Source organism: Veillonella sp. CHU110, assembly GCF_003992255.1.
GTDB lineage: Bacteria > Bacillota > Negativicutes > Veillonellales > Veillonellaceae > F0422.
In genome coordinates this window covers 1-25,748 of record NZ_RQVA01000014.1, presented here as the reverse complement: position 1 = coordinate 25,748, position 25,748 = coordinate 1, and the positions used below count along the sequence as shown (strand labels likewise).

Below are 25,748 nucleotides of genomic sequence, written 5' to 3'. Positions count from 1 at the left end.
ATAGTATATCTCCCTTATAATTACGATATTTTAGTACATTAATCTACACCAACAGTCGTTCCTTCTCGTGATAACCGCAATGTGCCGATAATCATAGTAGAATAAGATCTAAAGAATCCATTAGAATTCAGTACGCCTCTATAATGAACTACGGCCTTATTTCCATCTATATCAGCAGCATCTATCTGTATATTGGATATTGTACTTCTTACATATTCATATCGCTTAATCCATCCATCAATACCGCCCACCTCTTCTTTTTTTGTCGCAGTCAAATATTTATAGGATTCCTGATCATTATTGTCTCCTCGTGCCTCAAGATATAAACGTGCAATTCTTTTAGCCTCATTAGAAAATCCTTGTCTATCTTTTTCTTTTTGTTCATTTAAAAGAAATAGGATATCTTTAGTATCATCTGCTTTTATCTCAATGGTATCGTAATTTTTCTTTTCTCCTTTATGCTCTTTCGGCTTTATGACTGGCAGTGATGAAGAAACCATATTATTAACCACCGGTTGATCTTCATAGCCAAAATAGATCCCTACACCAATTGCACACAAAAAAATTACACTAGTTGCAATCGCAATTGACCATTTCTTATGTCTTTGAATGCTCTCTCCTATATTAGAAATCATCTGAATTACTTTATCTTTAAACGTGCGATTACCAGTTGGTGCCACTTCAATAGGCGTAGGTTTAGACGTTTCTTGTATATCTTCTACTATTTCGTCAAAGTCATTATCTTTTAGCCTCGCTCCACAATTCCCACAAAAAGTGGACTCTGTGTCCTCAATCTTTGTACCACAGAATTTACAAAACATATATCCTCCTTGTTACACTATTTCATAACTAGATATTAAATTATATAGTTATATATTTACGCTAGTTTTCATTCATATACTCAACCTGTAAATATTATCTCGAATTCTGAACTAAGCCTAATTCTTTACATTCCTCTAGCGTTGGATCATAATAATTTTCAGGTTTACCATATGCATTAATATGAGCATCACCTTTTTGACACATAAAATATAACTCTATGATTACTCCTATGTAAGGAATAAGTATCACTAATACCCACCAGCCACTTTTCCCAATATCATGGAAGTATGCACTTGTGTAGATTTGGGTACTTTTTTCTCCACAATCACTTCTACAATTTCTTCGGGAGGTACACTAACATGTAAGCCTCTAGAAACATCTGTTTTAGAAACGTCTTGAACTAGACGCGATTTCAATTCCTTTATACGTTCATCATTTTTATACTCTATATGTTTACCCAAATTCTCTGATGTATTTTCATTCTTTTGTGTATCAATAGGCGTGCCACACTCTTGACAGAAAGCGCCTTCTTCAGCCTCTACTTTTGGTCCACACTATTTACAAAATATAAGCCCTCCAAAGTATACTTGTACGCACATTTTTTCATCTTTAACTATATCATAAAACAAGCACTCTGCCTACTTTAACATACCCCATCCTAATAGCAAATGACGGATAGTCATAATCGGATTTCTCCACAACATTCTAGGTCCACTATATCGCATAACTTGACGAATTTTTTCTCGATAGGTAGGTGCGTAGCAATGTGTTTTACACATTGCACAAAACGTTTTATGTGTCATGTGTGGACAATGCTGCACCCTGGACTCTGCATAGGTCATTACGTCCTGACATTCTTGGCAAAGTTCTCCCTTTTTTCTGTTATGATTGCCCCTGCAATATATTTCGATCATGCATTTTACTGTCTTCAATTCATCCATACGTTTCTTTTCAACAGCGCTATCTATTACATCTTTCATCAGCTTATCATCCTCATATATCAAACCATATAAGATATCCTGTTCTTATGATATACTAAACATAATTATTATACCATGCATTCTTAATCCATACACAGATACGTCTACTGACTGCATTACGTTCCCAGTTAGGAGTTATATGAACCCACTATTACAATTTACACTGTCCTTAAATCATTCACCTTGTTCCATGAATCAAGCTATACGAGAACAAAAAGTATCCCAAGCCATGCGTCGTCGTCTTCGACGGGAAGGTCGTTTTTCTATCAACGATGTTCCTGCCACTTGGGATGCTTTATTGCAACCTGGCGATACAGTTCTTGTCTATTTAGACAAAGATTCCCACATAGATCCTACACCTATGAATCTTTCCATCATGTATGAGGACTCCCATATCTTGGTGCTTAATAAACCTGCTGGGCTTTTGATGCATCCCACCTCTACTGAAAGATTATCTACTCTTGCCAACGGTGTCTTGCATTACTTTCAACATACAAATCCGCAAGCAAGCTTTCATCCCATTCATCGATTGGACAAAGACACATCAGGTCTTGTCATCATCGCTAAAAACGCCCTTGTTCAACATGCTTTTACAAAACAAAAAAAGCCTATTCAAAAAGTCTATGATGCGATCACTGACGGAATCATTCCCTCAGATGCACTATCTATACACTATCCTATCTCTCGCAGAGAAGGCAGCATTATTGAACGTTGTGCTTCTTGCGATGGTCAACCTGCACATACTGATATAACAGTTCTAGAGCGATATTCCCATCATACCCATGTACGATGTTATTTACATACTGGACGCACGCATCAAATTCGTGTGCATCTCAGTACGCTAGGATACCCCTTAGCGGGGGACGACCTATATGGTGGATCCTTAACTTGGCAATCCCAACAGTGCTTACATGCATCGATACTTTCCTTTCTGCATCCTATGACGAACCAGTGGATTACGTTAGAGGCACCGTTACCAGAGTATTTTAATCAAATACCGAAATAAAGTATAAATAAAATTAAACACACTACATACAAAAAACTGACACCTTCTCTTTTGAGAGGGTGTCAGTTTTAGTATCTTATGAATTAGATCTTATTGCTGCAGCCTAACACATTTTTAATTTTATGCTGTACCATTGCTTGAATCGCTTCACGACCTGGTCCCAAGTATTTACGTGGGTCAAATTCAGCTGGATTATTTACCAACACTTCACGGATACTTGCTGTCATCGCTAATCGTAAGTCTGTGTCGATATTGATTTTACAAACTGCCATTGTAGCCGCTTTGCGAAGCATCTCTTCTGGTACGCCTTGTGCTCCTGGAATAGCGCCACCAAAGGAATTACATTTTTCAACAAATGCTTGCGGTACAGAAGACGCTCCATGTAATACGATAGGGAAATTAGGTAACAATTCACCTACTCGTTGTAATCTTTCAAAATCTAAGTATGGAGTACCTTTAAATTTGTAAGCCCCATGACTCGTACCAATCGCGATGGCTAGGGAGTCTACGCCTGTTAATCGAACGAACTCAGCCGCTTCATCTGGATCTGTAAATAATGCATCTTTTTCGCTTACGTTAACATCATCTTCTACGCCAGCTAGACGACCTAACTCACCTTCTACTACAACGCCATGTTTATGTGCATATTCTACAACACGGGCAGTTAACTCAACATTTTTTTCAAAAGGATGTTTAGATCCATCAATCATAACAGATGTAAAACCACTATCGATGCAATCTTTACAAATTTCGAAATCATCACCATGGTCTAAATGTAAAGCAATTGGCAAATCTGTATCTAACAATGCTGCTTCTACCAACTTAGTCAAATATACTGGTTTCGCATATTTACGAGCCCCTGCAGACACTTGCAAAATCAATGGAGCTTGCTCCACTTTTGCCGCATCCACAATCCCTTGAATAATTTCCATGTCATTCACATTGAATGCCCCAATAGCATATCCACCTGCATAGGCTTTTTCAAACATCTCTTTTGTAGATACTAATGGCATAATTGGCCTCCTTGTCATATCTATTATACATATCATTAATGACTATCATATCGTTATTATACCGTATCTAATGGAGCGATTCAACCAAAATCTAACTCATATTAATTGAGAATACTCGTATTCTATGGTACAATTAAAAATGAGTCTTTCAGATTCAATTTGAATCTTTCAATATAGGAGATATCATGGTTAACCGATTTTTACAAGGTACCCTCATCTTGACGATTGCCGGATTTGTTGTAAAAGCTATTGGTAGCTTGAACTGGATTTTCTTATCTCGCGTTCTCAGTGGTGAAGGTATCGGTATTTACCAAATGGCATTTCCCGCTTACTTATTGGCCTTGCAGCTATCTAGTGCAGGAATTCCCATCGCCATTTCAATTATGACAGCAGAAAAACTAGCCAAACATGATTTATTAGGGGCAAAGAAAGTATTCTCTATTTCTTTCAAAATGCTATTTGTCTTAGGACTACTCTTTAGCATCTTAGTCTTTGGATCTGCCCAATGGCTTATCGACATTAACTTTATCACAGATCCTAGAGCCTACTATTCATTGATTGCGTTGGCTCCTGCTGTATTCTTTGTCACATTAATTTCTTGTTATCGAGGCTACTTACAAGGTTGGCAAATGATGACACCTACCGCTATCAGCCAAATCGTAGAACAACTATTGCGTGTAGTGGTCATGTTAGGAGCTGCCTATATCCTATTACCTTATGGATTGGATGTAGCAGCAGGTGGTGCTAGCTTAGGAGCCGGCGTTGGTGCAGTAGGCGCTCTTGTAGTACTAGTATATTATTATTACCGATTGCCAAAACAACTAGAAGAGCCCATGACGGACTCTACTCCACAGGAAAGTTCAAAATCCATCATTAAGCGATTGATTAACTTATCCATTCCCATCGCCCTAGCGAGTATGATGTTACCTATTGTAGCCATGCTAGACGTAGCGATTATTCCAAGACGATTGATTGACATTGGCTATCCACTTCGTGAAGCTACAGAGCTATATGGATATCTATCTGGTATGGCCGTCCCTCTCATCAACTTAGCAACGATTATTACAGCGGCCATTGCTACAAGTATTGTACCTGCCATATCCAATGCAGTTTCCATTAAAGATATAAAACAAGTGTACTATCGTACAGCTGGTTCTATGCGATTGACGTTTGTGGCCACCATTCCATTCTCTGTGATGTTGTACATCTTAGCGGAACCTGTAGTGTCCACTATTTATAACGCACCACGTGCCGCAGAAGCCACACAGATTTTAGCCTGGGCCATTTTCTTCCTCGGCTTGCATCAAGTGACAACTGGTATTTTACAGGGCTTAGGAAAACCTCGCATTCCAGTTATCAACATGGGAATTGCAGCCATTGTGAAAGTCATCCTAAACTGGGAGTTAACAGCCATCCCCGCACTTGGCATCGGTGGCGCTGCCTATGCAACAGTAGCCGACATTGGATTTGCAGCTCTACTAAACCTTATCTGGATCCATCGACATACAGGATACTTTATAGACCTTATCTTATTAGGGAAAAATATTGTCTCCGCAGCCATTATGGGGGTGGGTATGTATTATTTCTACCCATTATTGCAGGGGTCCATCCCAACCTTCTTTAACATCATGATCACAGCTATCATAGGTACTTGTATCTATGTCATCATCATGATTCTATTGAAAGGACTTAACAAAAACGATGGTGCTAGATTGCCTGTAGTAGGACGATTCTTTAGATAATTAAATAGAAATACAAAATACCTTTGAGGGCATCATGAGCCTCAAAGGTATTTTTCTGCCCATTTACAAATTTTCTAACGACTTATATATCATCATACCTCAACCTGTAACTAATGGATATCAATACTATCTTTATAAAATAATATAAGTATACAAAAAGAACAGCCCCAAAGGACTGTTCTTCTATATACAACCTAATCTAGGTCTTTATCTGTTTGTCTTACGCGTTTTTAGCGATTTCTACTAATTTCGCGAATGCAGCTGCATCATGTACTGCCAAGTCAGCCAACATTTTACGGTTGATTTCAACACCAGCTTTTGTTAAACCAGCGATGAAACGGCTGTAGGATAAACCATTGATACGGCTTGCTGCATTGATACGAGCGATCCATAATTTACGGAACTCACGTTTTTTAGCACGACGGTCACGACGAGCATAGTATAATGCTTTCATTACGGATTCGTTTGCTTTTTTGAATAAGCGAGAACGTGTACCGCGGTAACCTTTAGCTAATTTTAAGATTTTTTTATGACGTGCATGCGCTGTTACGCCTGTTTTTACTCTTGCCATTATTGTATTCCTCCAATATCGTTATATGTTACTAAAATATTTCAATCTTATGCGTATGGTAAGCATTTCACTACGCGTTTGTAGTCAGATTTGCTAACCAATGTTGCTTTGCGAAGATTACGTTTACGTGCTGGAGATTTTTTCTCTAAAATATGGCTTTTGAAAGCTTTTGCACGTTTAAATTCACCACTACCTGTTACTTGGAAACGTTTAGCCGCTGCGCGACGAGTTTTAATCTTTGGCATTATTCTTCCTCCTAATTACCTTTTTTAGCTAAAATCATTGTCATGTTTCGGCCTTCTAGTTTCGCTTCTTTTTCAACAACCGCTTGGTCAGTTAATTCACCAGCAAAACGAGTCAGCACATTAAGCCCCAATTCTGGGTGGCTTAATTCACGACCGCGGAACATGATCGTTACCTTAACTTTGTTACCATCACCTAAGAATTTAGCTGCATTTTTAAGTTTTACATAAAAATCATGATCTTCGATGTGAGGACGAAGCTTAACTTCTTTCAATGTGAAAGTTTTTTGCTTCTTCTTTGCTTCTTTTTCGCGTTTTTGTTGCTCATAACGGTATTTACCATAGTTCATAATACGACAAACTGGTGGTTTACCATTAGGGGCTACTTCTACTAGATCTAAATGTTGTTCTTCTGCCATAGCTAAAGCATCACGAACAGACATAATACCTAACTGATCATTATCTGCACTTACGACACGAACTTCGCGAGCACGGATTTCTTCATTAATACGCGGTGTATCTTTGCTAATACTAGTCACCTCCATAGGGATAAAAAAATCGGATGGCATAGGCCATCCGAGCATAGTTATCAACTAAATGTACCCAATATTTCATGACATTAGGTGAGAAGCGGATGGCTTCTACTTCTTAATACCTGAACAGTATATCCTATTCAGGCGTGATTGTCAAGCTTTCATTAGCGCTAACTGACTATTCCTATCCTACCTAGTTAAAGTGTGATAGGCAAGAATGTCAATAACATAGCAATAAATATGGCTGGCAACAAATTAGCCACCCGAATTTTGTTTGGCCAAATTACATTAATACCTACGCAGAAAATTAAGATAGAGCCTACGTATGATAAGTTATCGATTGCCTCCGGTGTCATCAAGGGAGCTGCCAAATGTGCTAACCCAGTAATGACCCCCTGTGTAATCCCTACGGGCAAAAAGGAAAACAAGGCTCCTTTGCCCATAGAAGAGGCCATGACCATAACGATGATACCATCTAGAATACTCTTTACAACCATGGTACTATAATCACCGGTAAGACCATCTTGTATGGATCCAATGACACCCATGGCGCCCACTGTAAAAGTCATAGAAGCGGTAATAAAGGCATTGGTAAATTGAGGATCCTTACTGTTGCCAGTCTTTTGTTTTAACCACTCGCCGATACGAGTAATTTTAGCATCGAAGTCGATAATTTCACCGATGATAGCACCTAGCACCATAGAAATGATCATCATCATAGGACCTGTCGTTTGCAAACTGTCATTGATAATCACCAGCATATATTGCATGGTACCACTCATACCCAATAATAGGATAATAATACCACACACTATCATTAGTGTTTCTTTTAAGTTCTCTTTCATGCGGTGTCGTATGAATAGCCCCAGAAGGCTACCACAAATAATCAACACCACATTAATAATTGTCCCCATACCATGCATGGATAGTTCCTCCTGATTTAGAAAATAACCACACTATCATCGCCATCAATTTCATGCACATGGACTTTCACCGTTTCTAAATGAGATGTAGGAATATTTTTGCCCACATAGTCAGCGCGAATTGGCAACTCTCGATGACCTCTATCTACCAAAACAGCCAATTGAATCGCACTAGGTCTGCCGGCTTCCATAAGCGCATTCAATGCAGATCGTATCGTCCTGCCTGTAAATAACACATCATCCACGAGAATCACGATCTTTCCCGTTGTGTCAATCGTAAATCGTTCCCCACTTGTATCAGCCCCCGACCGATCATCACGGTACAAGGATACATCCATTGTGGCCACATCCACTTGTATGCCTTCAATCGCTTCAATTTGTGCTTGCAACCGTCTTGCCAAATGCACACCACGACGTTCAATCCCTATAATAAGTGCATTGGATAAACCTTTATTACGTTCTAGTATTTCGTGTCCAATACGTCGGATAGCACGCATCATGCCTGGTTCGTCAATTAAAATACGTTCTCCCATAACTTTCTCCTTTATCGGTTATGCTCCTTCGCATACGCAATACACGCTAGGAAGTCCTCTGGTAGAGGCGCTTCAAAATGCATTTCTTCTCCTGTCATTGGATGTTTTACTGTCAGCGTGCGTGAATGTAAGGCTTGCCCTACGATAGGAAAGTCCATTTTACGGAATCCATAGAATGGGTCATTCACCACTGGATGCCCTATATAGGCCAAATGAACACGAATTTGATGCGTCCGTCCTGTTTCCAATTGGCACTCAATTAATGTATGCTTTCCATAGCGCTCTAACACACGGAAATGTGTAACAGCTTCTTTACTATTTTCAAAAACTACCGCCATTTTCATGCGATCTTTAGGGTGTCTGCCAATAGGGGCCTTAATGGTACCTTTTTCCTCTGCAATATTCCCTTGCACAATGGCATAATAGGTCCGCTTTGCCACATGATCCTTCACTTGCTCAGCCAAGCCTAAGTGAGACTCATCATGCTTAGCCGCCATCATCACGCCAGATGTATCTTTATCTAAACGATGCACAATGCCTGGACGGATTTCCCCATTGATACCAGATAAATCTTTACAATGATAGAGTAAGGCGTTTACTAAGGTTCCCGAATAATTTCCTACTGCTGGATGTACCACCATACCTCGTGCTTTATTGACCACGATCATATGGGCATCTTCAAACAATACATCTAAAAGGATATTCTCCGCTTCCACAGATACTTCTTGTACTTCTGGTATAGTAACAACGATTTCACTACCGTCTGAAAGCTTCAAGTTAGACTTACCTGGCTTCCCATTGACTTGCACATGCCCCTCCTTCACTAAGGATTGCACATAGCTACGAGATTGACCTAATTCCTTTGTCAAATATACATCGAGTCGTACTCCCTCTTGTTGAGGATCTACGATATATCGTTTTTCTTCCACATTACACCTCATTATTTCTGACTTTCATGAGACCAAAAATACAGAATAAGTAACGGCACACCGACGCAAATTGCGATGTCTGCTACATTAAAAATCGGCCAAATCCGAAAGTCAAAAAAATCTACTACACCACCAAGATAGAGGCGATCCCAACCATTGCCAAGGGCCCCACCTAATAAACTTCCCGTACCGATACGGGCATACAGGGGAGCTTTTGCCAATCTGTGGCGTCCTAGATATAACGCCGTTACCAGTAGGGCTACAATTAACAAAAATATCCATCGTTGGTGCATCAAAATCCCAAAGGCTGCCCCATGATTCACGATATAGGTCCAATGGAATATATCGGGAATCACTGGAATGGATTCACCTATGCGAAAATGGGTTTGCACATACCATTTTGAAACTTGATCTAAAATAATTGTCAAAATAGCTAAGATATACACGATCATCGACGGCCACCTCGATCAGCCCATTGTTGTAATAAAGCACCTAAATCTTTGGTTGTTTCGTTTCGATTTTGTTTACTTTTTCGTTGCGGCTTATTTCGTTTCTCACTAGCATTTCCTTCTCGATTCTTAGATTTGTTCGCCACTTTTCGTTGTTTGCTTTGTTCTTCAGAGTGATTGTTTCTATCTCGAAGCGGATTACCACTAGCTTGTCTGCGCGGTCCCTTACGATTTGGATCTTTCGGTTTCTCTCGCTTCATCGTCAAACCAATACGGTTTCGCTTCGGCTCTACGGAGATAATTTCCACTTCTATAATATCGCCTACAGCCAATACATCTGATGGATGTTCATGGCGAGCACAGAACTCACTTTTATGCAACAAGCCATTAATTTTCACACCAAAATCTACAAAGGCTCCAAAGTCTACTACATTATGAACGGTCCCCTTTACGACAGTTCCTACTTCGATATCTTCTAGACTGACAATTTGTTTACGAGTCATAGGAGCCGGTAAGTCTTCTCGTGGATCTCGACCAGGTTTTTGCAAGGCTTCTACAATATCGCGAACGGTGGGTACCCCTGCTTCTAAGCTAGCTGCTAAGGAGTCTACATCGACAGTTTGCAATTTAGCTTTTGCCGACTCTAATGTGGCTTTATTGCGCAAATCTTCTAATGTCAATCCAAGGCTATCTAATACTCCTTGTGCTACTTCGTAAGACTCTGGATGCACCGGTGTTGCATCTAATGGATTTTCACCGCTACCAATGCGCAAGAATCCCGCACATTGTGTATACGCTGCAGGTCCTAATCGGGCTACTTTCAGCAATTGTTTACGGCTGGTGAAAGCTCCATGTTCTTTGCGATACGCAATAATATTGTTTGCCACTGTGCTAGAAATACCAGATACATGTTTTAAGATGGCTGGAGATGCTGTATTTAATTCAACACCTACATGGTTTACCACCGTCTCTACCACTTGATCTAAGGTCTCTCCCAATTGCTTTTGATTCACGTCATGTTGGTATTGCCCAACGCCAATCGATTTAGGATCGATTTTTACAGATTCTGCCAATGGATCTTGTACACGACGAGCAATGGAGACAGCTCCACGAATAGATACATCTAAGTCTGGCAGCTCTTCAATGGCAAGCTTAGAAGCAGAGTATACAGAGGCTCCCGCTTCATTCGTAATAATGTAGTGACAATCTAGACCTTCTTCAGCAATCATATTCGATGTAAACTGTTCTGTTTCATAAGAAGCAGTACCATTACCAATAGAGATTAAAGTAACCCCATATTGGCGAATTTTCTTAGCCAGTTCTTTGCGAGCTTGCTCTTGTTGCTTTTCACTCATGGTGAGGTAGTACGCACCATAATCTAGCACATTTCCTTCCCGATCAATGATGGCCATCTTACAACCTGTACGATATCCTGGATCAAGTCCCATGATGACATGGCCAGCTAATGGCGCTTGTAACAACAAATTACGCAAATTCGTGCCAAATACTTTGATGGCTTGTTCTTCTGCCTGTTCCGTCATAGCATTGCGCGTTTCTCGTTCCAAGGATGGATACAATAACCGCTTATACCCGTCAGCAATAGCCTCACGAATGAAAGAATGCGACACCTTCGCATCACCTTGCACCGTATCCACCATATATTGGATATATGTTTCGTCTGGTACGATAAAACCAACTTTTAACGCCCCTAGCTTTTCTCCACGGTTCATGGCTAACGTACGATGAGACGGTACCAAGTGGATTGGTTCTTGATATTCTTCATTATATTGCAAGAACCCTTGGTTCACTTCTTCTTCACCGATGAGCTCCGTTTTCATACGGCCACCATTCCAAATGGCTTTACGAAGGTATTGTCGAACGTCAGCACGTTCACTAGCTTCCTCAGCTACAATATCCATTGCCCCTTGCAAGGCATCTTCTGCTGTTGGAACCTCATCATTGATATAGTCCACAGCCAATGCCTGCAACTGTTCTTCTGTAGGAACAGTGAACAACGCTTGTGCCAATGGTTCTAGACCTCGTTCTCTCGCCATGGAGGCACGCGTACGTTTCTTAGGTCTAAATGGCAAATACAAGTCTTCCAATTCCTGTAACTTCATAGCCTTAGTGATGGAAGCTGCCAACTCCTCTGTCATCTTGCCTTGTTCTTCTATAGATTTTGTAACTTCTTCTTTGCGTTGTAACAAATTACGAAGATATTTCGTGCGCTCTTCTATTTCACGCAATTGTTCATCTTTCAACTCTCCCGTTACTTCCTTACGGTAACGAGCAATAAATGGCACTGTATTCCCTTCATCTAATAAGGTGATGGCCGCTTCTACTTGATGCGGTTTCACACCTAATTCAGAAGCAATAATTACATGTATTTCCATTTTATATCTTCCTTTCATAGGTTACAAAGTCATAGGTCAATCCCCCATGACCTGCACCTGGTATCCGTTCTACCTCTTGCCAGCCCTCTTGCTCATGGACGTGAAATTCCACATCACCTTCAAAGGACTGATGCAATTCTGTTACATACAACCGATCTGCATAAAGTGCCAAGCTCGCATATACTTGGGCTCCACCAATACAGTACGCCAAGTCTAAGTCCTTCCCTGCCTGAACCGCATCCTCTGGACTATGGAATACTTTCACTCCTTCATAGGGTGGTATGTAATCCAGTTGCGATGTAATGACCCAATGTTCCCGATTAGGCAATAAAAACGGCAAAGACTCTAATGTGTTCCGTCCCATTATGATGACATGTCCAGTAGTGCGCTGTTTAAAATACGCTAAATCTTCTGGAATACGCCAAATCAGTTGATTATCCTTGCCTATAACACCATTCTCAGCCACTGCCACAATCATTGCTAACATATATAACTCCTATATCTTGTTAATTCTGTATCAATCCACCTATATATCACCGTATATACCGAGATGGATTCAAAACTAGATTTGACCATGTGCTGTTACACATACATGTAAGCCTCTCCTCACGGACCCATCCATATCATATATTAAACAGCTACTGTCATAGATAGTTTTCCTAAATGTTCATATCCTTCTAACATAATATCTTCTGGTTGGAAATCATAGAAATTAGTAATCTGCGGATTCAACTGCAACACTGGTGCTGGCAACGCTTCTCCTCGACGCTCTAATTGCGTACGCAACGCTTCTACGTGATTTTCATAAATGTGAGCATTATTGATAACATGGGTAAATTGACCTGGTTTCAACCCAGATACTTGTGCAACCATATGCACCAATGCCGCGTATTGTGCCGTATTGAAAGGCACCCCTAGGCCCATATCACCACTGCGTTGTACAAGCATACAATTCAATCTTCCATCTGTCACATCCCACAATGTTTCATACGCACATGGTTGTAACGCCATATCTGGCAAATCCTCAATATTCCATAAAGTTACAATCATACGACGACTTTGGGGATCCTTTTGTAGCATGTCCAATAAATTATCTAACTGTTTATATTTGGCAATTTGGTATCCATAGGCTTTACCAATGGTTCCATCTTCACGCATCCATTCGTCCCAGACTTTCACATTCATAGCCTGCAATTGACGCACATCATTAGACTGTAATTGCCAAATCCAAAGTAATTCTTTAATCGCTGTTTTGAAAGCCACAAATTTTGTGGTCAAAATGGGGAATTCCTTCTCCAAGTCAAACTGCATCACTTGATGCGGTAATTTGTACGTCGCAATGCCCGTACGATTATTGGCATAATATCCATGATCTAATATATTTTCTATAATATTCAAATATTGTGTATCCGCTAAACTCATGTATACCTCCTTATCTGGTCTCAGTTGCCATCAAACGCTTATACCTGCCGGTCTTTAAAATCAGAAATAGCTTTCAAAAATTGATTGCCATATTTCTTGAGTTTCATATCTCCAACACCTTTCACATTGGCCATATCACCTAATGTAAAAGGTTCTTTGTCCACCATATCTAACAAGGTAGCATCAGAGAATATCATAAATGGCTTAACCCCTTCTGCTTTTGAAAGTTCCATACGACAAGCTCGTAAGGCCTCAAATAAAGACGTGTCCTTTGTCGCTTTCGAATGGCTAGTACTGGACGGCTTAGAACGAGCATGCAGAGGTCGATGCTCACCCACTTGAATTGGCGTATCCATCACAGTTTTACGCCCATGCAATACATCGTGACCTAATTCTGTTACAGATACAATGGGATACTGCCCTCCAGAAGAATGAATGTATCCCATAGCGACTAAGCGTTTGATAAACCCTTTAATGTCCTTATCCGACCAGCGCTGCAAGGCTCCAAATACAGGAATCCGATGCAAACGGAACCGCTCGATACGCTCTGTATGATGACCTGCTACAATATCGGCAATCATAGTCACCCCGTATCGTTCTTCCGTACTCCAAATCGCCTGCAATACAGCAGCAGCTTCTTTTGTCATATCCACAGCCGTTCTAGGTTGATCACAGTTGCTACAATGATGACAGGCGTCCCATGGTACTTGCTCTCCAAAATAGGACAACATAAACTTGCGCAAACACATAGGCGTATGGCAATAATCAATCATAGACTGCAACATATTTCGTTCAATTCGTTGTCGTTCTGGTGGCAAATCACTTTGGCTTAAGATGTATTGGTGAACCGCCACATCTTGCCCATTGTACAGTAAAATACAATCTGCCGGAGCTCCATCTCGACCAGCACGCCCCGCCTCTTGGTAATAACTTTCCATATTACGTGGCATTTGGTAATGGATCACATAGCGAACATTGCTCTTATCAATGCCCATACCAAAAGCATTAGTAGCTACCATCACTTGCACTTCATCGAAGGCATAGCGATTCTGCTGATACTTTCGCTCTTCATCAGACAGACCACCATGATAGTAACCCGCTTTCACACCGGCCCTGAGTAACTCACGATGTACCTTCTCTACATTGGCCCTCGTAGCACAATACACAATGCCTACATCATTAGGATTATTCCGCACATAATCACGGACATAGTCCATACGCTGACTTTCATGAATGACAGTGAAAGCTAAATTCGGACGGTCAAATCCTGTAATATGAACGCGAGCATCTTCTAACCCCAAAAGACGTTTCATGTCTCGTTCTACTTCTTCTGTGGCACTCGCTGTGAAAGCCCCCACTACGGGGCGACGGGGTAGGCTAGCAATAAAGGGACCAATAGCTGTAAAAGACGGCCTAAAATCATGGCCCCACTGTGATACACAATGAGCCTCATCAATAATCACTTGGCTAATCGGCAGTCCTCTTAGAAACTCACAGAACCCTTCGGATTCTAATTTTTCTGGCGCCAAGTATAATAATTTAATCCGTCCTTCACGTAAATAGTACAAAATTTTATTCTGTTCCTCTCTACTAAGGGTACTATTCATATAGGCTGCAGGCATACCTTGCTCTTTTAAGGTGTCCACTTGGTCTTGCATCAATGAAATCAACGGAGAAAAGACAATGGTAATGCCCGCCTTTAACATAGCTGGAATCTGAAAGCATATCGATTTGCCCGCACCAGTTGGCATGATCCCTAGCACATCCTGGTTTTCTAATAAAGCTGTCACTGGCACTTCTTGGGCTGGGCGAAAACTAGTATATCCATAAAAATGTTGTAATGCTCGCAACGCTCTAGCATCCATATGCTCTTCCTCCTTTCTAAGTAGTATTTCATCGAATCGTATCTGTTTATTATACCATTTTTATGGGACAGTATAAACTATTCCACCATGAACTCACCTTTCTTTTCCATAGTCATTGCCTATATCGTTATATGCACCTTACAGTTTTTTATACTGTTCTCATAGTACAATAATTTCCTTCATCATGAACTAGCAGACATGCCTATCTTGTTACACGTTCCCCTTAAGACAATACCTTCCTTACAGCACATTATAACTTCCTAACAAGACCTACTAGGACTTATAGTTGTATCCATACATATTAGTAAAAAATATGCTAATTCATACAGACCCCAATGACTACTAAATATGTGCTTTATAATCGCCTCATCTATAAGTATCTTCTACAAAAAAATGTTGGCACTACTCCCGAAGGAGTAGCCCAACATTTCGTTTACTATGTGTATGTAATTATAAAATATGCATTTGTTCCGATGCATCGAACTCCGCTTGGATTTCTTTGCTTGGTTCATGATCTAACAAGCTAACTACAAAGATAGCAATGGTAGATAAGATGAAACCTGGTACGATTTCATACAAACCAAACCAACCAAATTGTTTCCACACAAGAACGGTAATACCACCTACTAAGATGCCAGCGATACAACCTTTTAAAGTCATACGTTTCCAAGTCAGAGAGATTAAAATAGCTGGACCAAAGGCAGCGCCGAACCCTGCCCATGCATAGGCCACCATCGTCAAGATGTAGCTTTGTGGATTCACAGCCATCACGATAGCAATGGCAGATACAATCAATACAGTAGCACGACTCACCATAACTAGTTCACGGTCTCCTGCATCACGGGCAAAGACATTGCGGTATAAATCTTGCGACACTGAAGAGGCTGTCACTAGTAATTGCGCAGAGGCTGTACTCATGATCGCTGCCAATACGGCGGACCAAATCAAACCTGCCACAAATGGGCTAAATAAATGCTCACTCATCACTAAGAATACTGTTTCTGCATCAGCATCTACTAGAGGTGTTGTTAAATATACTTTACCAACAAGACCAACTGCCACCGCAGCCAACAAGGAAATAACAACCCAAATCATGGCAATATTCGTAGCTTTTTTCAATTCTTTCGCATCGGAAATCGCCATAAAACGCACTAAGATATGAGGTTGGCCGAAGTAACCAAGTCCCCAACCTAAGCTAGAAATGATCCCTACCACCAAGGTGAATGTATCTTGTTCCGGTCCCCAAATGGACAAACCTGCTGGAAATTCTGTAGCAATTAACTGTGCCGTTTCTGCAGGACCACCTAGATACATAGCTGCCGTCACAGGCACCAACAAAATAGCAAAAAACATCATCATCCCTTGGATGCAATCCGTCCAACTTACAGCTAGGAAGCCACCTAAGAAAGTGTAGAAAATAACTACCCCTGCTGTAATAAAGAGAGATGTTACATAATCTAATCCAAAGATAGTATTAAATAATTTACCACCTGCTACAAATCCGGAGGACGTGTAAATTAAAAAGAAAATAACGATGAAGATAGCAGACACCACCGGCACAATTCTTGATGTATCATGAAAACGGTTTTTCAAATAATCCGGTATGGTTAAACTGTTATTCGCTACCTCTGTATAATTGCGCAATCGTTTCGATACGAATACCCAGTTCAACCACGTTCCCAAGGCTAAACCAATGGCAATCCATAACGCCGATATCCCTGTTGAGTAGGCAAATCCAGGTAAACCCATCAACATCCATCCACTCATGTCTGATGCTTCCGCACTCATGGACGTGATCCAGGGGCCTAGCTGGCGACCTCCTAAAATATAGTCGTCTAAGCTATTAGACTTGCGGTAATAATATACCCCGATGTACATCATGAGGCCTAGATACAAAGCAAATGCCCCAATCACTTCAAAATTGTTGTACACCCTACTCCTCCTTTCCTAATCCTCTTGCCTTTACTTAAAATTCTATAGAATGCATTTAGCATTAATCTGTTTTATTATATCATAAAAATATCTTCTCGTTACTACTTTATTTTATTATTCTATGTTGCGTATTGCAATACAATTGTTTATAATTTAATTAGCATAGTAAACTGAAAGGAGATCATCATGAAATCTGCTAGTGTTAATGTCCGAATTAATGAAAATATCAAACAACATGCTGAAGCTATTTTAGAAGACCTTGGACTAAGTCGCGCTATTGCTATTGATTTGTTTTATCGACAAATTATCCTACATAAAGGATTACCTTTTGATCTAAAGTTAAATACACCACCTCTTAGTACAGCTGACTTTAGCCCTTCAGAATTAGAAGATATTTTATCTCGTGGAGTCGAAGAAACAAACAATGGTCATGGACGTTCTGCTAAGGAATTTTTCACTACTTTACTAGGAGAATAATTATGGCAACCTATGATATACAGCTTTCAGCATTTGCGGAATACAATTTATTAAATATCTATTGCTACATAGCTGAATCTTTCTCAATAGAAACAGCTAAATACACTTCGCAAAAAATTTATAAAGCTATAAAGAGTTTGTCATATCTACCGCATCGATATCGCATTCTAAGTGTATCTAAGTACACCAAAAATGTATATCATATCTATTCTTTCGAGAAATATGACATTTATTATAGTATCAACGAAATACATCATACAGTTACCATTCTTGCCGTATTAAACCAACGTCAGGCTCCTAATTATAGTTTATTCTTACAGGAACTTCCAGCAGTATACGGAAAATACATATAGATTTTATACAAAAAGGACCCCGCAGGGTCCTTTTTCATTTTCATATATTCTTATCGTTTGATGTTATAGAACACATCGCCACCACGGTATTGCGCTGTTTCTGCCAACATATCTTCGATGCGAAGTAATTGGTTGTATTTCGCTACGCGTTCGGAACGAGCTGGGGCACCAGTTTTAATTTGACCAGCGTTCACTGCTACAGCAATATCAGCAATTGTGGAATCTTCTGTTTCACCGGAACGGTGAGAGATCACTGCTGTATAGCCTGCACGTTTTGCCATTTCAATAGCATCGAATGTTTCTGTCAACGTACCGATTTGGTTCACTTTGATCAAGATCGCATTCGCTGTATCTTCTTTGATACCACGAGACAAGCGTTCTGTATTCGTTACGAATAAATCGTCACCTACTAATTGAACAGTTTTGCCAAGGCGATCTGTCAATAATTTCCAGCCTTCCCAATCTTCTTCTGCTAAACCATCTTCAATGGAGTAAATTGGGTATTTTTCGCAAAGTTCTGCGTAGTATTCTACCATTTCAGCAGCTGTTTTTACTTTACCTTCACCAGCTAAATGGTATTTGCCATCTTTGTAGAATTCAGAAGATGCTGCATCGATAGCAAATACAATATCTTTACCTACTACAAGACCCGCTTTTTCGACAGCTTCTGTAATCACTTGCAATGCTTCTTCGTTAGAACCTAAATTAGGCGCAAAGCCACCTTCATCACCTACACCAGTAGCCAACCCTTTTGCTTTCAATACACCTTTTAATGTATGGTACACTTCTGCACAATAACGCAATGCTTCCATAAAGCTTGTAGCACCAATTGGCATAATCATGAACTCTTGAATATCCACGTTATTATCTGCATGAGCACCACCATTTAGAATGTTCATCATTGGTACTGGCAACTCTTTTGCATTGGTACCACCAAGGTATTGGAACAATGGTAAATCATAGGATTCAGCTGCTGCGCGGGCTACCGCCATAGATACACCTAAAATAGCATTAGCACCTAATTTTGCTTTATTAGGCGTGCCATCCAATTCAATCATAATGCGGTCAATGGCCACTTGTTCAGACGCATCGAAACCTAAGATCGCTGGTGCAATGATGTCGTTCACATTCGCTACTGCTTGCAATACACCTTTGCCTAAATAACGTGGAGAATCGCTATCACGCAACTCTACCGCTTCAAATTGACCTGTGGAAGCACCAGATGGAACTGCAGCACGGCCAATCGTACCGTCTTCCAAATACACTTCTACTTCTACTGTTGGATTGCCACGGGAATCCATAATCTCTCTTGCGTATACATCAGTAATTACTGCCATTGTTACTTCTCCTTATTGTACTAACAAACTTTCACCACTCATCGCTTCAGGCTGCTCAATACCACCTAATGCCAACATGGTTGGTGCTAAATCACAAAGCCGACCTGGTCGCAATGTCACACCCTCTGGGGCGCCCACTAAAATGAATGGCACCGGATTCGTCGTATGTGCCGTGTGCGGAATTTCTGTGCTATGGTCCACCATAACCTCAGAATTTCCATGGTCTGCTGTAATTAATAATTGACCATTCATATCTTGAATGGCTTTCACAATTTCTGAAAGCCCTGCATCTACGGCCAAAATTGCCTGTTTTGCAGCTTCGAAATCACCCGTATGACCTACCATATCTGGGTTCGCATAGTTCAAGATAATCATATCATACTCGCCACTGCGAATGGCGGCAACTACTTTTTCCGTTACCTCTGGAGCACTCATCTCTGGTTGCAAATCATAGGTAGCTACCTTCGGAGATGGTACCAATATTCGATCTTCCCCAGGGAATACATCTTCTTTACCACCATTGAAGAAATATGTTACATGGGCATATTTCTCTGTTTCTGCAATGCGCAATTGGCGATAGCCACCCTTGGATAACACTTCTCCTAAAGTATCTGTAAGGAGTTCTTTATCATACACCACAGGTACTGGCAAGTCCGCTTCGTACCGAGTCATGCTCGCCACATAGGAACCTTGCAAGACATGGTTTCGTTCAAATCCGGTAAATGTTGGATCCACCACAGCACGCACCAATTGGCGAGCTCGGTCAGGACGGAAGTTAAAGAACAAGATCGCATCACCATCTTGCATACCTTTATACCCTTCCACTACAGATGGAATGACAAATTCATCTGTCGTTTCTTCTGCATAACTGCGTTCCACCGCTTCATGAGCACAAGTCACTGCTGTACCGATGCCAGAAACCATGGCATTATACGCTAATTGCACTCGCTCCCAACGTTGGTCACGGTCCATTCCATAATAACGACCGCCTACTGTCGCAATGGAGCCTAAGCCCAATTCCTTACAGTATGCCGCAATATCATCAATATAGGCCAATGCACTTTGTGGTGGTACATCTCTACCATCCAAGAATGCATGAATGTAAACAGTTCCTACACCGGCACCCTTAGCGCCACGAAGTAAGGCTTTCAAATGGTCAATGTGGGAATGAACACCACCATCCGACAATAAGCCTACTAGATGTAAAGCTTGTTTAGCTCCTTCTTCATAAACTTTCACCAAGGTGGGACGAGTAAATAAGGTGCCTTCTTGCGCCTCTTTTGTGATGCGTGTCAATTCTTGATACACAATACGTCCAGCGCCGATGTTCAAATGGCCTACTTCAGAGTTTCCCATTTGTCCATCCGGTAAGCCTACGGCCATACCAGATGCTTCTAATAAAGTGTGAGGACACGTGTCCCATAGGTCTAAAAATGTTCGGGGGTTCGCTTGAACTACCGCATTCGTTGGGTCTTGACCGTCCCCAATGCCGAATCCATCAAGGATGGTTAGCATCACTGGTCCTTTTAATTTTGCCATACTCTACCTCAAACCTATGTTAACAGGCGTTAATAATTCCCGTAAAAGACTCTGCTTCCAAGGAAGCACCGCCCACTAAAGCCCCATCTACATGAGGTTGGGCTAAAATATCTTTCGCATTCTCTGGTTTTACACTGCCACCATAGAGAATACGTACTTGTTCTGCAATGTCAGGTGTGTACATAGCGGCGATTTTCTCACGAATGCTTTGGCATACTTCGCCTGCTTGTTCCGCTGTGGCTGTACGACCTGTACCAATGGCCCAAATCGGTTCGTAGGCAATGACAACTTCCGTCATTTCTTCGGCTGGCACTCCATGTAATCCCATTTCTAGTTGGGAATGAATGAACGCCACCGTTTCCCCGCTTTCACGTTGATTTAAGCTTTCACCTACGCAAAGAATAGGACTCATGCCATGTTGCAAGACGATACGCACACGCTTATTGACGCAGCGATCTACTTCTTTAAAGATAGAGCGTCGTTCAGAGTGCCCCACAATTACGTAGGACACGCCTAAGTCCGTCAACATCGAAGGAGATACTTCCCCTGTATAGGCACCAGATTCTTCATGGAACACATTTTGGGCCCCTACACGAACCTTGGTGTCTTCCGCTAAATCAGCTACAGTGCTGATAGCTGTAAACGGAGGGCATACCACCACTTCACAGTTAGCATTCGCTACTAATGTTTTCAATTGTTCTACGAATACAGTCGCTTCCGTATTCGTCATATGCATTTTCCAGTTTCCTGCAATGATCGGTTGTCGCATGATAACCTCCTAAGCCTCTTGTAAGGCTGCAATGCCTGGTAACACTTTGCCTTCTAAATATTCTAAGGACGCACCGCCACCAGTGGAAATATGAGAAATTTTGTGGCTTAACCCACTTTTTTCAATAGCCGCTACAGAATCACCACCACCTACAATTGTAGTTGCGCTTGCCTCTGCTACTGCTTTCGCTACGGCATTCGTACCACCTGCGAAGGCTTCCATTTCGAACACTCCCATAGGACCATTCCAAACAATCATCTTCATCGGTGCCAAGGCCTCAGCAAATAACTCACGGCTCTTCGGTCCAATATCTAATGCCATCCAACCATCTTCAATAGCTGTGGCATCCACTACCTTATGATTAGCCGTTTCACTGAAAGCATCAGCTACAACGAAATCTACTGGTAACAACAAATTCGTATTTGTTTCTTTCGCACGAGCAATTAATTCACGAGCCAACTCAAATTTATCAGCTTCCACTAAGGAAGTACCCACATTATGACCTTGGGCCGCTACGAACGTATTTGCCATACCGCCGCCAATAATCAACACTTCTACTTTTGGCAACAAGTTAGAAATAACTTCAATTTTGTCGCTTACTTTGGCGCCACCGATGATAGCTGCAAATGGATGTTCAGGATGCTCTACAGCACCACCCACATAGTGGATTTCTTTTTCTAACAAGAAACCAGCTCCCATTGGTAAGTATTTCGTAATCCCTTCCACAGAGGCATGGGCACGATGAGATACCCCGAAGGCATCATTCACGCCCACTTCTGCTAAGTCTGCTAGGGCTTTGGCAAAAGTAGGATCATTTTTTTCTTCTTCTTTGTAGAAACGGAGGTTTTCCAATACCACTACATCCCCAGATTGCATTTCACTCACAGCCTTTGCTGGGATATCACCGATGCAATCTTCTACAAAGCGAACTGGTTGTTCTAATAATTCACTCAATCGTTTCGCGCAAGGCGCTAGGGTAAACTCTGGTTTGCGTTCTCCTTTTGGACGGCCTAAATGGGATGTGATGACAACTTTTGCACCTTGGTCAATCAAATGGCGCAATGTAGGTAAGGTCGCACGAATCCGTGTATCATCAGTGATAACGCCGTCTTTCAGAGGCACATTAAAATCAACTCGAACAAATACTGTTTTGTTCGCTACATTCATATTTGCTAGTGAAAGTTTCATACTGTCTCCTATGTATATACAATAAACATGACAAAAAGGGACTACTCTCGTAGTCCCCAACAGATTATAAGCCTCGTTTGCTCATGTACACAGCTAGGTCAACAATACGAGAGGAATAGCCCCACTCATTGTCATACCATGCTACTACTTTTGCCATATTGCCTTCCATCACCATTGTCAAATCTGCGTCTACGATAGAACTACGAGCATCACCATTAAAGTCTTTGGATACTAATGGCAAATCAGATACGCCAAGAATACCTTTTAACTCACCTTCAGCTGCTTTGCGGAATGCAGCATTGATGCTTTCTTTAGTTGCTTCTTTTTCAAGTTCTACTACTAAATCTGTAACAGACACATTTGGTGTAGGTACACGAAGAGCAAATCCATTTAATTTACCTTTCAATTCAGGTAATACTAATGCCACTGCTTTTGCTGCCCCTGTGGTAGTAGGAATAATGGACATCGCAGCTGCACGAGCACGACGTAAGTCTTTATGTGGTGCATCCAATACACGTTGGTCATTGGTATAAGAGTGCACTGTTGTCATCATACCACGTTTAATACCAAATTCTTGGTGCAATACTTTTGCAAATGGAGCTAAACAGTTTGTTGTACAGCTTGCATTAGATACAACATGATGCGTAGCTGGATCATATTCACTTTCATTTACACCCATAACGATAGTTTTATCTTCGTCTTTTCCTGGTGCAGAAATAATTACTTTTTTAACAGTGCCACCAAGATGAGCCGCTGCTTTTTCACGAGAACGGAACACACCTGTACATTCGATAACCACTTCCACCCCTTCGGAGGACCAGTCTAAGTTTGCTGGATCACGGTCACAGAATACACGTGTTTTTTTGCCGTCTACCACTAAATATTCGCCTTCTACAGACACGTCACAGCTTAAATTGCCATGAATTGAGTCATGTTTAAACAGTAAAGCGGAACCTTCAATATCACCAGTATCATTAATGGCTACCACTTCCACCTCTGGGTTGTTAAGAGCCGCGCGCATGACGCATTTACCAATACGACCAAAGCCATTAATACCAATCTTCACTGCCATAATCAAGTCCTCCTAAAGTATATTACAACAAATGATTTATTATAGTTCTATTTTACAAGAATAGAGGGGTTGGTGCAAGTTTTTTAAACAAAAACAGAGCGATTACTCGCTCTGTCTGATTTTAGATTTGTATAAACATTGATTCTGCATATAGTTTAATATCACTAGGCTTTATCATATTATAAGTTGATTTTACATGTTTGAAATATTTACCTATGCCTTCTTTATAGATAACCTCATCAGAAGGCTCAAACGTTTTATACTTTCCTCTCGCTGATAACCATGGCTCCTCCGAATGAGTAAACCACTCGAGTACCTTTCCGCTATAGCAACCAAGGTATTTCACAACACTATCCAAAATAGCTATTTCAGATACTACAAAATCTGAGAATATTTCCTGCATATTGTTTTTAATCGGATTAAACCGGTAGTCCTTATATTGATGATATACTTCAGGATATACAGGGCCATGGACCCATGCCTGGCAATCCTCAATAAACAAAAATCTATCATAGAATGCATAGTAAAAGCCTTGTGCGTAATACAATAACTTTTGCAACGCTAGTGGCGTAATATCTTCACATTCACTAAGTAGGTATGCAATCACATGATTAATCTTTTTATCTTCATTTTCAACTTGCCCAATCAATTGTTGAACCGCACGTTTGCTTTTTTGATAGGCTTTTTCTGATGTTAGGTTATTTTTATTTTTTTCTAATATCTCATAATAAGCATGTGGATCTTCATATATTCCTTTTAATAATTTAGAATACTGTTTCGTTGGAATATCTCCCTCATAATAACGCGAAAAAGTCTGTTCTCCCCAATCCAGCAATAATGAAAGCGGCCTTTTACCAATTGCATATTTTTTACAAATCTCCCGAATATGTTCTAATGAAATAATATCGTTCTTCTTTCTATATTCATCATATAATGCTTTTAAATTAAAATCATGCACTTCACTTACATAGATTTCAGACTGGCAATCAACGCAGTGTGCAACTTTCCCCATATACTCATAATTTTCACCTTTAATTGCCCCCACCATTTGTGTTTCTTCTACTACATAATTAACATCATTTCTACATTCTTCACAAAACACTCTTTGGCTTTCCATGATCATATCCTCTTTTCTAGGCTATCTAAATGCATACTGTATAGGTTTATTTCTCTTGTGAAAAGAAATCACCACCATTCGATTACCTTTAGATGTATTCATTATATTAGTTTTTATATAAATATCTACTTTAATCGCTACTCCATCAGCTTCAAATAGTTCTACCTGCGGTACAAATACATAGAGCTTTTCATATTCATACCCTGCTTTTGTATTCTGTAATGTATGACAAAAGTCATCTACTGTGAGATTATTTAAAATTGATTCTATCTTTTCACTACGTATGTTGTATTCATTAATAAAGTCTATATTTTCTTGGCGATTTACATTTCTTGAAACGGAATACATTCCACATTCAACACATTCATACACTAGTTTTAGCATATTAGCTATTTCTTCTTTACTATAACTTTGATTATAATGTAAACTCATCTATACGCCTTTCTACAAAATATATGATACATTATTTATAAACAATCGTCAATATTAAATGTATCAATTAGTTCATTTTTATTATATATTAATTATAGCAAAAATATAT

27 protein-coding genes and 1 other annotated feature are annotated in these 25,748 nt (G+C 40.5%); of the genes, 4 read left to right on the top strand and 23 right to left on the bottom strand.

The features are described from left to right. Positions 1-38: 38 nt before the first annotated feature. The 3 genes from EO122_RS06545 to EO122_RS06530 all read right to left on the bottom strand — a co-directional run bounded on the left by EO122_RS06545 (position 39) and on the right by EO122_RS06530 (position 1,802). The gene (locus EO122_RS06545) at positions 39-821 is read right to left on the bottom strand and encodes a TFIIB-type zinc ribbon-containing protein (protein ID WP_127009880.1); all 783 of its coding nucleotides are present in this window, start codon (positions 819-821) and stop codon (positions 39-41) included. 249 nt (positions 822-1,070) lie between these two features. Further along, positions 1,071-1,238: a hypothetical protein gene (locus tag EO122_RS06535; protein WP_164725980.1), complete on the bottom strand. Its 168-nt coding sequence runs from the start codon at positions 1,236-1,238 to the stop codon at positions 1,071-1,073. Positions 1,239-1,460: 222 nt separating this feature from the next. Then, positions 1,461-1,802, bottom strand: coding sequence for a nitrous oxide-stimulated promoter family protein (locus EO122_RS06530; RefSeq protein WP_127009877.1), 342 nt, complete (start codon positions 1,800-1,802; stop codon positions 1,461-1,463). A 139-nt stretch (positions 1,803-1,941) separates the two neighbouring features. On the opposite strand from EO122_RS06530, the gene EO122_RS06525 reads away from it, so the two are divergent. Then, the gene (locus tag EO122_RS06525; RefSeq protein ID WP_127009876.1) at positions 1,942-2,808 is read left to right on the top strand and encodes an RluA family pseudouridine synthase; all 867 of its coding nucleotides are present in this window, start codon (positions 1,942-1,944) and stop codon (positions 2,806-2,808) included. Between the two features lie 83 nt (positions 2,809-2,891). Here the strand turns inward: EO122_RS06525 and fba are convergent, their stop codons facing one another. Next, positions 2,892-3,821 (bottom strand): class II fructose-1,6-bisphosphate aldolase, encoded by a 930-nt coding sequence (fba, locus tag EO122_RS06520; RefSeq protein ID WP_126938014.1) that lies wholly within the window; start codon positions 3,819-3,821, stop codon positions 2,892-2,894. A 185-nt stretch (positions 3,822-4,006) separates the two neighbouring features. On the opposite strand from fba, the gene EO122_RS06515 reads away from it, so the two are divergent. Beyond that, positions 4,007-5,563 carry a polysaccharide biosynthesis protein gene (locus EO122_RS06515; protein WP_127009875.1) on the top strand — a complete coding sequence of 519 codons (1,557 nt, stop codon included), beginning with the start codon at positions 4,007-4,009 and terminating at the stop codon, positions 5,561-5,563. Positions 5,564-5,783: 220 nt separating this feature from the next. Here EO122_RS06515 and rplT read toward each other — a convergent pair whose 3' ends face one another. From rplT to putP, 12 genes are all read right to left on the bottom strand, one after another. Continuing rightward, the gene (rplT, locus tag EO122_RS06510; RefSeq protein ID WP_126939044.1) at positions 5,784-6,134 is read right to left on the bottom strand and encodes a 50S ribosomal protein L20; all 351 of its coding nucleotides are present in this window, start codon (positions 6,132-6,134) and stop codon (positions 5,784-5,786) included. Between the two features lie 47 nt (positions 6,135-6,181). Continuing rightward, a complete protein-coding gene (rpmI, locus tag EO122_RS06505; RefSeq protein ID WP_009354135.1) occupies positions 6,182-6,379 on the bottom strand; it encodes a 50S ribosomal protein L35 in 198 nt (65 codons plus the stop codon). An 11-nt stretch (positions 6,380-6,390) separates the two neighbouring features. Beyond that, positions 6,391-6,945: a translation initiation factor IF-3 gene (gene infC, locus EO122_RS06500; RefSeq protein WP_371413192.1), complete on the bottom strand. Its 555-nt coding sequence runs from the start codon at positions 6,943-6,945 to the stop codon at positions 6,391-6,393. Continuing rightward, positions 6,921-7,029: a sequence feature (ribosomal protein L20 leader region), on the bottom strand. (Overlaps the previous gene by 25 nt.) Before the next feature lie 77 nt (positions 7,030-7,106). Then, positions 7,107-7,832: a DUF554 domain-containing protein gene (locus EO122_RS06495; RefSeq protein WP_127009874.1), complete on the bottom strand. Its 726-nt coding sequence runs from the start codon at positions 7,830-7,832 to the stop codon at positions 7,107-7,109. Between the two features lie 17 nt (positions 7,833-7,849). Then, complete coding sequence (pyrR, locus tag EO122_RS06490; RefSeq protein WP_126938010.1) at positions 7,850-8,365, bottom strand: bifunctional pyr operon transcriptional regulator/uracil phosphoribosyltransferase PyrR; 516 nt, start codon at positions 8,363-8,365, stop codon at positions 7,850-7,852. 11 nt (positions 8,366-8,376) lie between these two features. Further along, positions 8,377-9,306 (bottom strand): RluA family pseudouridine synthase, encoded by a 930-nt coding sequence (locus EO122_RS06485; RefSeq protein WP_127009873.1) that lies wholly within the window; start codon positions 9,304-9,306, stop codon positions 8,377-8,379. Then, entirely contained in the window at positions 9,306-9,746 is a 441-nt protein-coding gene (gene lspA / locus EO122_RS06480) for a signal peptidase II (protein WP_127009872.1), read from the bottom strand. Before lspA ends, EO122_RS06485 begins: the two co-directional genes overlap by 1 nt. Next, a complete protein-coding gene (locus tag EO122_RS06475; protein WP_127009871.1) occupies positions 9,743-12,136 on the bottom strand; it encodes a Tex family protein in 2,394 nt (797 codons plus the stop codon). The genes lspA and EO122_RS06475 overlap by 4 nt, the downstream gene beginning before the upstream one ends. A 1-nt stretch (position 12,137) precedes the next feature. Continuing rightward, positions 12,138-12,623, bottom strand: a complete 486-nt coding sequence (locus EO122_RS06470; protein WP_127009870.1) for a dihydrofolate reductase — start codon at positions 12,621-12,623, stop codon at positions 12,138-12,140. 143 nt (positions 12,624-12,766) lie between these two features. After that, entirely contained in the window at positions 12,767-13,558 is a 792-nt protein-coding gene (locus EO122_RS06465; RefSeq protein WP_127009869.1) for a thymidylate synthase, read from the bottom strand. 38 nt (positions 13,559-13,596) lie between these two features. Further along, entirely contained in the window at positions 13,597-15,423 is a 1,827-nt protein-coding gene (gene recQ, locus EO122_RS06460; RefSeq protein ID WP_127009868.1) for a DNA helicase RecQ, read from the bottom strand. A 450-nt stretch (positions 15,424-15,873) separates the two neighbouring features. Then, on the bottom strand, positions 15,874-17,304 hold the full coding sequence (putP, locus tag EO122_RS06455) for a sodium/proline symporter PutP (protein WP_240632673.1): 1,431 nt from the start codon (positions 17,302-17,304) through the stop codon (positions 15,874-15,876). A gap of 237 nt (positions 17,305-17,541) precedes the next feature. On the opposite strand from putP, the gene EO122_RS06450 reads away from it, so the two are divergent. After that, complete coding sequence (locus tag EO122_RS06450; protein WP_127009866.1) at positions 17,542-17,832, top strand: type II toxin-antitoxin system RelB/DinJ family antitoxin; 291 nt, start codon at positions 17,542-17,544, stop codon at positions 17,830-17,832. Positions 17,833-17,834: 2 nt separating this feature from the next. Continuing rightward, positions 17,835-18,185: a type II toxin-antitoxin system RelE/ParE family toxin gene (locus tag EO122_RS06445; protein ID WP_127009865.1), complete on the top strand. Its 351-nt coding sequence runs from the start codon at positions 17,835-17,837 to the stop codon at positions 18,183-18,185. A gap of 50 nt (positions 18,186-18,235) precedes the next feature. Here the strand turns inward: EO122_RS06445 and eno are convergent, their stop codons facing one another. The 7 genes from eno to EO122_RS06410 all read right to left on the bottom strand — a co-directional run bounded on the left by eno (position 18,236) and on the right by EO122_RS06410 (position 25,639). Beyond that, positions 18,236-19,522 (bottom strand): phosphopyruvate hydratase, encoded by a 1,287-nt coding sequence (gene eno / locus EO122_RS06440; protein WP_127009864.1) that lies wholly within the window; start codon positions 19,520-19,522, stop codon positions 18,236-18,238. A gap of 12 nt (positions 19,523-19,534) precedes the next feature. Then, positions 19,535-21,061, bottom strand: coding sequence for a 2,3-bisphosphoglycerate-independent phosphoglycerate mutase (gene gpmI / locus EO122_RS06435; protein ID WP_127009863.1), 1,527 nt, complete (start codon positions 21,059-21,061; stop codon positions 19,535-19,537). Between the two features lie 19 nt (positions 21,062-21,080). Beyond that, positions 21,081-21,833 carry a triose-phosphate isomerase gene (gene tpiA / locus EO122_RS06430; protein ID WP_371413193.1) on the bottom strand — a complete coding sequence of 251 codons (753 nt, stop codon included), beginning with the start codon at positions 21,831-21,833 and terminating at the stop codon, positions 21,081-21,083. A 6-nt stretch (positions 21,834-21,839) separates the two neighbouring features. Continuing rightward, complete coding sequence (gene pgk, locus EO122_RS06425; RefSeq protein ID WP_127009861.1) at positions 21,840-23,018, bottom strand: phosphoglycerate kinase; 1,179 nt, start codon at positions 23,016-23,018, stop codon at positions 21,840-21,842. Positions 23,019-23,082: 64 nt separating this feature from the next. Beyond that, positions 23,083-24,090: a type I glyceraldehyde-3-phosphate dehydrogenase gene (gap, locus tag EO122_RS06420; RefSeq protein ID WP_127009860.1), complete on the bottom strand. Its 1,008-nt coding sequence runs from the start codon at positions 24,088-24,090 to the stop codon at positions 23,083-23,085. A gap of 121 nt (positions 24,091-24,211) precedes the next feature. Continuing rightward, entirely contained in the window at positions 24,212-25,207 is a 996-nt protein-coding gene (locus EO122_RS06415; RefSeq protein WP_127009859.1) for a type II TA system antitoxin MqsA family protein, read from the bottom strand. 21 nt (positions 25,208-25,228) lie between these two features. After that, complete coding sequence (locus tag EO122_RS06410; RefSeq protein WP_127009858.1) at positions 25,229-25,639, bottom strand: hypothetical protein; 411 nt, start codon at positions 25,637-25,639, stop codon at positions 25,229-25,231. Between the last annotated feature and the right edge of the window lie 109 nt (positions 25,640-25,748).